Origin of the sequence: Flavobacterium sp. (assembly GCF_965657075.1) — a bacterium.
Lineage (GTDB): Bacteria > Bacteroidota > Bacteroidia > Flavobacteriales > Flavobacteriaceae > Flavobacterium.
On record NZ_CBFHMV010000024.1, the window covers coordinates 19,666 to 29,997 of the forward strand.

The 10,332-nt window shown below is 27.3% G+C and carries 19 protein-coding genes; 7 read left to right on the forward strand and 12 right to left on the reverse strand.

Annotation, left to right across the window (positions count from 1 at the left end):
- The first annotated feature begins 11 nt into the window (after nucleotides 1-11).
- On the forward strand, nucleotides 12-521 hold the full coding sequence (locus ACTF56_RS11300) for a hypothetical protein (RefSeq protein WP_438967018.1): 510 nt from the start codon (nucleotides 12-14) through the stop codon (nucleotides 519-521).
- 21 nt (nucleotides 522-542) lie between these two features.
- On the opposite strand, the gene ACTF56_RS11305 is transcribed toward ACTF56_RS11300, so the two are convergent.
- The 12 genes from ACTF56_RS11305 to ACTF56_RS11360 form a co-directional block, all read right to left on the reverse strand.
- The gene (locus tag ACTF56_RS11305; RefSeq protein ID WP_438967019.1) at nucleotides 543-761 is read right to left on the reverse strand and encodes a hypothetical protein; all 219 of its coding nucleotides are present in this window, start codon (nucleotides 759-761) and stop codon (nucleotides 543-545) included.
- Entirely contained in the window at nucleotides 751-1,383 is a 633-nt protein-coding gene (locus ACTF56_RS11310) for a hypothetical protein (protein ID WP_438967020.1), read from the reverse strand. The genes ACTF56_RS11305 and ACTF56_RS11310 overlap by 11 nt, the downstream gene beginning before the upstream one ends.
- A gap of 139 nt (nucleotides 1,384-1,522) precedes the next feature.
- Nucleotides 1,523-1,999 (reverse strand): hypothetical protein, encoded by a 477-nt coding sequence (locus ACTF56_RS11315; RefSeq protein WP_438967021.1) that lies wholly within the window; start codon nucleotides 1,997-1,999, stop codon nucleotides 1,523-1,525.
- A gap of 187 nt (nucleotides 2,000-2,186) precedes the next feature.
- Nucleotides 2,187-2,621, reverse strand: coding sequence for a hypothetical protein (locus tag ACTF56_RS11320; RefSeq protein ID WP_438967022.1), 435 nt, complete (start codon nucleotides 2,619-2,621; stop codon nucleotides 2,187-2,189).
- Nucleotides 2,622-2,636: 15 nt separating this feature from the next.
- Nucleotides 2,637-3,203, reverse strand: coding sequence for a hypothetical protein (locus ACTF56_RS11325; RefSeq protein WP_438967023.1), 567 nt, complete (start codon nucleotides 3,201-3,203; stop codon nucleotides 2,637-2,639).
- A gap of 332 nt (nucleotides 3,204-3,535) precedes the next feature.
- Nucleotides 3,536-3,964, reverse strand: a complete 429-nt coding sequence (locus tag ACTF56_RS11330; RefSeq protein WP_438967024.1) for a DUF6948 domain-containing protein — start codon at nucleotides 3,962-3,964, stop codon at nucleotides 3,536-3,538.
- Between the two features lie 232 nt (nucleotides 3,965-4,196).
- A complete protein-coding gene (locus ACTF56_RS11335) occupies nucleotides 4,197-4,439 on the reverse strand; it encodes a hypothetical protein (RefSeq protein WP_438967025.1) in 243 nt (80 codons plus the stop codon).
- A 10-nt stretch (nucleotides 4,440-4,449) separates the two neighbouring features.
- Nucleotides 4,450-4,992, reverse strand: coding sequence for a hypothetical protein (locus ACTF56_RS11340; RefSeq protein WP_438967026.1), 543 nt, complete (start codon nucleotides 4,990-4,992; stop codon nucleotides 4,450-4,452).
- Between the two features lie 404 nt (nucleotides 4,993-5,396).
- Nucleotides 5,397-5,834 (reverse strand): hypothetical protein, encoded by a 438-nt coding sequence (locus tag ACTF56_RS11345; protein ID WP_438967027.1) that lies wholly within the window; start codon nucleotides 5,832-5,834, stop codon nucleotides 5,397-5,399.
- Entirely contained in the window at nucleotides 5,831-6,184 is a 354-nt protein-coding gene (locus ACTF56_RS11350) for a DUF1064 domain-containing protein (protein ID WP_438967028.1), read from the reverse strand. The genes ACTF56_RS11345 and ACTF56_RS11350 overlap by 4 nt, the downstream gene beginning before the upstream one ends.
- A gap of 5 nt (nucleotides 6,185-6,189) precedes the next feature.
- A complete protein-coding gene (locus ACTF56_RS11355; RefSeq protein ID WP_438967029.1) occupies nucleotides 6,190-6,624 on the reverse strand; it encodes a hypothetical protein in 435 nt (144 codons plus the stop codon).
- Between the two features lie 257 nt (nucleotides 6,625-6,881).
- Nucleotides 6,882-7,805: a conserved phage C-terminal domain-containing protein gene (locus ACTF56_RS11360; RefSeq protein ID WP_438967030.1), complete on the reverse strand. Its 924-nt coding sequence runs from the start codon at nucleotides 7,803-7,805 to the stop codon at nucleotides 6,882-6,884.
- Nucleotides 7,806-7,981: 176 nt separating this feature from the next.
- Here ACTF56_RS11360 and ACTF56_RS11365 point away from each other — a divergent pair, with 176 nt between their 5' ends.
- The 6 genes from ACTF56_RS11365 to ACTF56_RS11390 all read left to right on the forward strand — a co-directional run.
- Nucleotides 7,982-8,173, forward strand: a complete 192-nt coding sequence (locus ACTF56_RS11365) for a hypothetical protein (protein ID WP_438967031.1) — start codon at nucleotides 7,982-7,984, stop codon at nucleotides 8,171-8,173.
- Nucleotides 8,174-8,188: 15 nt separating this feature from the next.
- Nucleotides 8,189-8,977: a phage recombination protein Bet gene (bet, locus tag ACTF56_RS11370; RefSeq protein WP_438967032.1), complete on the forward strand. Its 789-nt coding sequence runs from the start codon at nucleotides 8,189-8,191 to the stop codon at nucleotides 8,975-8,977.
- A gap of 14 nt (nucleotides 8,978-8,991) precedes the next feature.
- Nucleotides 8,992-9,306, forward strand: a complete 315-nt coding sequence (locus ACTF56_RS11375) for a hypothetical protein (protein WP_438967033.1) — start codon at nucleotides 8,992-8,994, stop codon at nucleotides 9,304-9,306.
- A gap of 127 nt (nucleotides 9,307-9,433) precedes the next feature.
- Nucleotides 9,434-9,817, forward strand: a complete 384-nt coding sequence (locus ACTF56_RS11380) for a hypothetical protein (RefSeq protein WP_438967034.1) — start codon at nucleotides 9,434-9,436, stop codon at nucleotides 9,815-9,817.
- Nucleotides 9,817-10,074 carry a hypothetical protein gene (locus tag ACTF56_RS11385; RefSeq protein ID WP_438967035.1) on the forward strand — a complete coding sequence of 86 codons (258 nt, stop codon included), beginning with the start codon at nucleotides 9,817-9,819 and terminating at the stop codon, nucleotides 10,072-10,074. Before ACTF56_RS11380 ends, ACTF56_RS11385 begins: the two co-directional genes overlap by 1 nt.
- Nucleotides 10,067-10,332: terminase small subunit (locus ACTF56_RS11390; RefSeq protein WP_438967036.1), on the forward strand; the 266-nt coding region annotated here is incomplete at its 3' end. The genes ACTF56_RS11385 and ACTF56_RS11390, both read left to right, overlap by 8 nt.

Genomic DNA, 10,332 nt, shown 5'->3' on the forward strand with positions numbered 1-10,332 from the left:
TAGGTAATAATATGAAAATTGATTTCAAATCTATAATCAGTAATGTGGTTCCATTTCTTGGAAGTTTGATTGGAGGCCCTTTTGGAGGAACAGCACTTAAAATAATTTCTAAATCATTATGTGGAAATGAAGAATCTTCTCAAAGTGAATTATTAAAAGCTCTACAGAATATAACACCGGATAAATTACAGCATCTTAAAGTGGCTGAACAAGAATATAAAGTAAAAATGGCTCAAATTGGTTTAGATGAAGCAAAAGTCTATTCATTAGACAGAGAAAATGCACGAAAAAGAGAAATTGAATTGAGAGATAGAATGCCATCAATTTTATCGATTATTTTAAGCACAGGATTTTTTAGTATATTGATTATATTAATTTTTTGTAATATTTCTGAACATTCACGAGATGTGATTGATATTATGTTAGGTTCTTTGGGAACTGCGTGGATTTCTACTATTTCTTATTATTTTGGTTCTAGTAAGAGTTCTAAAGATAAGACATTTCTATTAGGTGATAAATAATAATTATAGCATACTAAGAGTTTATTCGGGTTTATAAACGAAATCTTTTGTCCCACTTAAAAAATCATAAGAATCTTTATTATATTTAGTTATAGCTTCTGCCATATCATCTTTTTCATAATCAAAAATCATGCTTTCTATCCCATTTGAATCTACTATTGTAAAAAAATCCTTATTAAAGGATATTTTCTGTATATCATTATATGAACTAATTATTTTTTTGAAAAATTTATAATTCATTTTTTTTATCCTCCTGAATTACTGTATGTAGGTATGATTTTTTATAAAGTCTAATGAGTTCTGATTTAAGTTTAACATTCTCTTCATGTTCATAATCTGTCCACACTTTCATTACCGAGAATCCCCCCGATAAAGTATCCATATAAATATTAAATGTTAATTCTCTCAATTTGTCATTGAGACCTTTTATAATATATTTTTCGTCCAATAGGTTGCATTTTTTAACATATTGCAACTCAATTGTTTTTTCTAAATCTAGAATTTCATTAGCTATTTTATTATACCTATTTTCTACTTTATTTTTATATTCCTCTAAAACTATATCTTCTAATTCTATTGTATAATGTATTTTTTCAGGAGAAAATCTATTATAATTATATATTTCTTCTGACATTAAATCCATATCTATAATATAAACCTCACATCTCATATGTTTGATTAGAAATTCTGTTAGTAGTTCGGTCTCCTTAACATAAAAAATATTTTCTTCTACCCCTTCCTCATGAATATATACTCTTTCATCCTCTGGTCTATAATAATCTTCTATATATTTAATTCCACTATAAGAGTCTTTTGTTCTTTCTTCGCATTCAGTACAAACTAAACAATAATCCGTTGACATTATAATATCTCCTTCTATATAAATATTATTAGTAATCTAGATATAGTATATCTTTAGATTAACCTTATATTATTCATTAAAACACAATTCTTACCATTTGTTTCTATTTTTTGTGAAACTACTGTTTTTTGTTCCATTATTAATCCATAAAATCAATATCGTTTAAGCTGTCCTCCATGTCCTCTTTGCTCATTGGTTCAAAACCATGTTTCTTCAATAATGCTTCATGCGCTTCATTTTCTTGACGCTTAGCTATTATAAGTTGTGCAATATTATCCAAATAGCGATTGATTTCACCAGAATACAAGCGACTACGTTTTAACAGTGAAAAAAGAGAAATGCTGGATTGTCCAAGGGGTTTATGCAAATAACTGCCTAATCGCCCTAATTTCTTCGCTTTCCAAGCTTTTCCTATTTCGTATAATCGGTTTAGGCGCTCTTGATTTACTTGTCGCACATTAATTTCTTCAGTTTCCATCCACTTATAAATAGTGGGGCGACTGACTCGTAATATAGCTGCTAGTTCTAAAATATTTAATCCCAAATATCGCTTGAGTTGTTTCAATTGTGTGTTGACGGCCACGATTTCCATTTCGCGTGTAATATAGGTTTCCATAATTAAATTCCTTCTGGAGTAGGATGATCGTAAATATTTTGTGGGAAAATAATTGGATAATGAAAAATAAAATAGTCTATAAAATTCATGAATCTCCATTTTTATCCTCCTCCATTACGGTATCTATGTATTGTTTTTTATAAAGTCTAATGAGCTCTGATTTAAATTTATTATTATCTTCATAAAGTTATAAAATCTTTTCATTTATACGATCAAATTTTTTATTATTTTTCTTAAAATTATCATAATTATTTAAAAATTCACCTCTTAATCTTGAAATGAAAACTTCTAATTCGTTTTTATAATGTAGTTTTTTTTCAGTAGAAAAAATATTATAATTAGAATATATTTCTTCTAACATTGAATCCATATCTAAAATATAAACTTTACATCTTATATGTTTGATTAGAAATTCTGATATTAGTTGGGTCGAATTAACATAAAAAATATTTTCTTTTATCTCTTCATCATGATTGTATAGTCTTTCATCACCTGGTCTATAAAAATCTTCTATCCTAAAACAAAAAATAAAATCATTATATTTAATTCCCCACAAAGTTGAATTAGTAGAACCTATTCTTTCTTTGCATTTATCACAAATTAAACAATAATCCGTTGACATGTTTTTTCTCCATATTCAGAAAATAATTCTTACACCATACAAGGCACAATTGAATCTATTTCTAGGGTTGTAATTATATTTTAAATCTACACTTATATTTTTATATAGTGTGTAAGAAAGACCACAAACCACGGATCCTCCTCGTATTTTAAATATGTCATGTATTTCGGCAATAAAATAAAGCCGTTTATTCATATTAAATTTTGATCCGATATCGTATCCAATCTCAGCGATTCTTTTTCCATCTACTATATGAGTAATCATATCGATTTCTGCATAGGGAATCATAGAATGTGTATTATCAACAAATTGTGCTCCTATCATGATATCGCCAACTAATCGATCTTGATTATCTTGTTTAATATAAGCCCCACTATAAAAGTGTGTATTAATTTGATAGCCTATAGTTCCTTTTATACCAATCCTGATGTGTTCCCAATTTGAGGGTATCTTGTCATTCTTTGTAAAAAATTGGGCTTCGGCATACCATTTATCTACATTTTTTTGAATAGAAACCTCTTTTGATAGACACATTGTAGAAAATATCATCAAAGATAGTGTTGTTAAAAATTTAAACATCATTTTTCTCCTTTTCATACAAAATCTATATAGAAATCATAAATTTTTTTATTTTCTTTAGTCACATATAGCGCTCTCTTCACCTCCCTCACCAATCTAACTCCCTCTCCATGATCCAAAAGATAGATGGGACTCACCACCATCGAGGACGCCATATTGAACTCCATTATTCATAGCCCATCTTCATTACAAAACATCAATCTCCACCCCCATAGACATAGCCATCGCCATCGCCATAGCCATAGCCATAGCCATCCCAATTCGCATCAGTATCAAATGGCTTTCTTTCTTTGCAGTTATCACCTGCAATGGTATAAAAACTTACTAACATTATTTTAGTCCTTAATGTTAATTTTTATATTTAATTGATCGAATAAAGTAGGATCGTTTAATTTTAGTAGAATAAAATTTGATTGAATTCTTTCAAATAAATCTTTTGAACATTTTAAGCATAATTGTTCTTCAGACCATTCATAAGAGTAAGTTTCTCCTTTTACTCCACAATTCTTGCACCTAAAATCATATGGGACTGGGAATTTACAATTTTCTGGCTTACTGACGCCTTCCCGTGATAACTCACTCAATGAAGCTGCACCGTCCCAATACCATATACGACGAGCATTTTTTAATTTCGCATATCGATTTTTATGATCAATTTCATCAATTTGAGCAACAAAAACGCTCGCATTTTTTGATCTTATAACATAATAATCCCTATCGTTATCGTTAAAACTATTTTTAAATAACTCATTTATAGAGCTCATTTTTATTCTCCTTTTTAAAAGATTTAACAATTTTTATAAAAAATTTCATAATCGTTATTATTTAAATAATCTTTTTATTGATTTTTTTATATTTTTGTAAATTTTAACTCCACCAATTGTACTTAAAATAATAAACATTATTGAAAAACATACGAATGGGTAAGCACAAAACACTAAAATTCCTATACAAAGCATAAATGTAAATGCTGAAATATCTTCATCATTTATCATTTTATATCCTTTCCAATATTGTTTTCGTGTTAGATATCGGAAGGTAATATTCAGAATCAGAATAATAAGTAAATGATTTATCACTTCCTTGTTTAATTATTCCTGTGTCATAAAAACCAATTTCTTGAAATTCTATTTTAATAGATGGATTAATAAATAATTTTATATATTCAAATGGTGAATAAGGATAGATATCCAATCCGATAATGTCTTTTAAAGCTTTTTCTAATTCTTTATCTTTCATTTATTTTCCCTTATTTTTTATTAAATAATTGATAACATTCTCCAAAATTATTAAATAATTGAGTAGTATGATTAATAAATTCCATTTCAAATTGATAGGGTTTGTTACAAAAAATAGATAAATAAATATAGTTTCCACTTAATAAAGGAATATCTTCCTTTATTTCAATAGAAAGTGCAGAATGTGTATTTATTGCACATAATTGGAAAATATCATTATATTTTTTTGTCAATACACAATTTTTTAATTCAAATTCATATATCTTTTCTGAATTAATAAAAGGGTCTTTCATGAAAAAATCAATCTTAATTGATGTTAATCTTTGATGTATTACAATAAAAGCTTTCACTGGATTTTTTTCTGGACATTCTACATCTAAAAGGGTTATTTCCCATGTTCCATGTATTCTAGGAATTTTATCGATTGTAAAAAATATTCTCCAAATATATAGATCAAAGAATTTATAAAAAATATACATAGAAATAAAAGATATTCCTAATCCTTTTAATTCTGAATAATAATAATTTGGTATAAAAATTAATAAAATTGACATATAAAGAAAAACGATAGACCAATTTATTAATTTAAATATCTTTCGGTATTTTTCCATTATTTTTTATCCATATTTTCATAATTTATTAACAAAAGTAGGGTAATACATATAAATAGTAATGCATTACAAAATATGCTGTATTTTATTTTAAAAATAACTTCACAAAACATCCACAATGATAATATACATAATCCTAATGTCATAAACATTTTTTGGTGTTTGTTTCTATAATTTATAAATGAAATATAAATTATAGAAAAATAAAATTTTAGTTTTTGTAGTTTATATAATTTCATTTTAATTCTCCATTAGGATTTTTTCTAAAATTTCTAAAAAAACACTTCGTCTTTAATATTTAAATTCATTTTATAGATACTCCTTAATTAGTAAATAAATTCATTGATCTAATTTTTAAATTTACTTAAAACTGATATATCAATATCATTTACTTTTTGATAATTCTCATCAAAATATTTTTCATAAAAAATTGCGTGTGTAATGATGTTTTTGTACAAAAAAACATCAATATATGTTACTCTACAAGATTTATCGTCATGTAGATTATTAGCTATAATTGAAATTGAAGACTTAGGAATTAAAGAAGAATCTTCATCATTTTTTAGTATAAGTGGTCCTTCTAGATCTCCTATACAATTACAATATTCACAACTATCCTGAAAAATTGATACATTCACAATTGGATTATAAGTAATGTTTATAGGGAATGGGACAAATCTATTAACATTCTCAATTTCCATATATCCATATCCATATTTATCTGAATATATTCTATAAATTCCTTTTATATTTTTTAAAACTTTATTTTTTTTTCTAAAAATCATTTAAAATTTCCTTTTTTAATAATTTCTATATGAATTGGATAATATATTTCTTCCACCATTCTTTTTTTTATCTTAAAGGTATCAGTTTCTACTCCCTTAATATCGATAAATCTCAATGTGCCGTCCTTTTCTAATACCTGATAGTCAACATAATATTTAGTTTTTCCTGGTAAGTCAAATGGAATTTGACGTAAAAAGAAAATTATTTCTCCTTTTTTCTTTCGATGAGTAAGAAAGATAAAATAATCTCTCTCTAATTTTGAATGAAATTTAATTCCTTCCCATTGAGAAGGTTTTGAACGGTATTTAGAAATAGGAAAAGAATGTACATTTTTTATTAGTATGGGCATTTCATTTATTCGTCGCTTTCAATTTCTTTATTTTTAAATCGATTGAAATAGGGACATTCAATCACTATTATCTCATTTTTTTTTGAGAATTGTCCTACCAGAGGTTCCTCTTCTCGGTTATCTTGATCACAAAAAATTTCATACAAATCGATAAAATTTTTCTTTTCTCGATTCCAATCTCTTTCTTCTAGTCTTCCAAATTTGCACCAATTTCCACAGAGGGTTTTTATGCATCGATTAATAGTTTTATCTTCAAACGAAATCGTCATATCAGCAGAATAAATTCGTCGCGCTTTTTCTAAAATTTCCAATGCCATCCAAGCTCGTTCTTCTTTGTTTCCATACGCACTGTCTAAAATATGAGCTGGTTTTGGTAAAGAATTATAGGGATATGTTTTGCAAATATTTTTTATGGATTTTTTAAATTCCTCTTCTTCCATTTCTTTAAGACAATGAAAGTAAATATTTGTAAGAAATTTGCTAGGAGATTTGTCATACATCTCACATAATATAGAAAAATAATGTTTAAAAATTTTTTGATCTAACATACATTCACCTCCAATTGTGTCATTAATTCATTAAATCAAATTTAAAGAACATTTAAAGCTTCACAAAAGACGATAATTTTACCTATGGTTTACCATTAGTTTTTAATTATCTTAAAGCACACGTAAAATTTGATGCCTAATTTTTTATTCTATTCTAAGTCTCCCATTTTCAATACAGAATAAGTACCTTTACCAATTTCATTATTTCTCAATGCCATGTCTAATTTGTCATCCGATTGGTTCAAATATGACTCAAATTTTGTGGAAAAAAGGGTATGTGGACGTAAATAGGGTTTCATTTTACTATCGTTTATCCATTTATTACACATATTATCAATAACTTGATAAAAATCCTTTTTAGTAAATCCTTCTTTCCATCGAGAAAAAATCAATTCTTTAGTCTTTGGAGTCGTGTAACGATAGTTTTGATTTGTTTTTTTATTTAGATAGTCAATTATTTCCTCATAGGGAATTTTATTTTTCTTTTCATTTGTTTCATTTTTACACAAACCGACATTATATTTATTATCTTGTATTCTAAGATATGTATTCTGTGTATTAAGGAGATTGGGTAAATTTACCCGCCCGATTGGGTAATTTTCCCCAATCGATGAGGTCGTTTTTCCCTCCTGATTATGTAAATTTTCTGAACACTTTTTTTGTGATCTATGGATCAACCATTCATTGATGATTTCAGGATGAAATTGAAAAAATTTCGTCTTATCAAATGAATTGTTAGGATTAGATTCCTGAGAAAGGCATTTCTTAGATTTCAAAAGGTCTATTGACTTTTTAATTGTCTTATGAGTGTATCTATTGAATAATTGGTCAATTAATTGATCTCTTGAATGCCATTGTAAAGTACTTTCACTATATATTGGCTTTAATCCCGATTGGATTCTACGATCATTTTCCTCTTTATTTTGTTCGACTGTCCTAATTTTTATATTGTGCCAATATTCAAATAAACTTAAGAGTTCAGCGGCACATTTATCCCCTTCACAGAATTCCATTTGCCACGGCCTTATGATAATAATTCCTCGATCATTCGGGTGATTAATACATTTTTCCATAATAACTCCTTTTATTTTTTTATTATTTTTAATAAAAATGACATTTTTTATCTTGACAGTCAATAATGTATTGACTATAGTAATTTTATTATTTATTCAATTGGAGAATGTAAGTGTTCAAGAAAACTAAGAAAAATGCAATTTCTTTAAGATTAAATAACCAACAAAGAAAAATAATGACAGAAGCCTTAGAGGAATGCATGGAACGAGAAGGAGGGGTTAAAAAGTTTTGTGATCAACAAGGAATAACGACGCAAACCTACTATGATTGGAAAAAAAGACATATTCCTATTTTTAGAGCCATGGAACTCAGCAAAAAGTATGATGTAGAAATAGATCGACTTTTTCCTATCAAATTTTTTAATTAAATACAAGGAGTAATAATGAATACCAATATATGTGTTTCTGATAAATCCAATAATTTATGGAATAAAGAAGATATTATCTATAAATTAAAAGATATGTATGCTAATACATTGAGCGATTTAGAATTCACTACATTCATTGAAATAGGGAAAGCCACTGGTCTCAATCCTTTTTTGAGAGAAATTTGGGCAGTTAAATATGGAAATCAATCAGCTAATATTTTCATCGGTAGAGATGGATATCGTAAAGCTGCTCAAGAAAATCCAGATTATGATTATCATCATGTGGATGCTGTTTATTCAAATGATAATTTTTCTATCAAAAATGGAGAAGTTCATCATCAATATTCTGTATCGGATAGAGGAAATCTAATTGGTGGTTATTGTATTGTAAAACGAAAAAGCTCAAGCAAACCACAATTTAATTATGTAGAACTACAAGAATATAGTAGTAATAAAAGTTTGTGGGTCACGAAACCGGCAACAATGATAAAAAAAGTAGCAGAAGCTCAATGTCTTCGTATGACATTTCAGTCCATTTTCTCAGGAACTTATGATGAAAGTGAAAACTGGAAAACTTCTTCCAATGAAACTGTGAATATACACGCAAATGAAGTTATTAATCCATCGCGATATGAAATGATTTCAGAATTGAAAACACTCATAAAAGAAAAGGGAATATCTGACGAAGTTATTCAAAAAGGATTAGAAAAAGAAAATGTTAAATATATAAGTGATTTATGTATGGATTCTTTAAATAATTGGATAGAAAGAGCCTATGAATGGAAGGGAATAAAGGAAGAATAAAATAGAGAAAAATAATGTTCAACGAATCAGTCAAATTGTTAATAAAAAGTGCATTATTGAATATTGAGAACATGGAAACGAATATGAAAGTTATATCCAACTATGTCTCTCAATCTGAAGCAATCCTCAAAGATTGTTTGGAAATTATAAATAATAATAAACAAGGAGATGTTATTATGTTTACTGATGAAAAAGAAAAACTAAAAAAGGAAAGAAAAATTTTAAGAAAAAAGTTCGATAAATACAGTCGACTGAAAGATTACAATAATATGATAAAAATGGCCTACAAAATTGAAAAAGTCGATGAGATTTTGTTAAATTATAAATAAATTGATAGAAAAATGGGCTGTTTTAAGCAGCCCATTTGTCCACTGAAGCAAAAGATAAAGAATATGAAAGACATCAATTTACTAACATAAAATCATAATGTCAAGTGAGTAAATAATGAGTGATAAAATGCTGGAAATTTACCATGAATATGTACATTCCTGTTCTAATTGGTCCCTATGGGAAACAACAGCCATTATTTGTGGAATCGATCCAAATTGCAAAATGGAACATTACATTAATGGACTCATGAATAAACAAACCCTAAAGTCATCTTTAGATCAATCACATATCATCATTAATATATATAATATGATTAGAGAGTGGAAATGTTGGGGAAAAGAAAATGAAAAAACATTGAATATATTTTTTATAATAAATCAATTACTTATTAAAAAAATGGGAATTCCTGAAAAATTATTGGAAATCGTATTTCGAAAAGCTAAGAAAATAAATGTCAATTATGACTTTGTTCCTATGCTTAAAATAGAAAGCGATAAAAGAGGAATTTAATGAGTCTTCAAAAGGAGAAAAAAATAATGTCAAACTTTGATATTGATGATACTTTATACACGGCGGGTCAAAAGATAGAAGATATATTGACTAATTTTGCGGAAAGAATTCTTGAATTAGAAGAAAAGATACAAGAATTAGAAGAATTATATCAGGAATCTATAGGTGAAAGATTAGATAAATTGGAATCTATTGAATCTAAGTTAAATTCATTGTTTGAAATGGTTATATCAGGAGAAACTACCAATAATGATTGATAAAAATACAGAAAAAAAAGAAATTGATATAAATGAAGATTTTTTAGATGATAGAGGACTAAATTACAGAAAAGTAATGTTTGTCGAACATTATATAAGAAACGGAGGAAATGGCCGTCAGGCTGCAATAGAAGCTGGATACGCAGAGAAATCCGCAGATGCTCAGGCCTCCGTCATGTTAGTAAATCAAAAGGTTAGGGAGCTCATACGAACTCGTATGAGGCAAAAAATAGAGTCCATACATTTGACTTATGAATC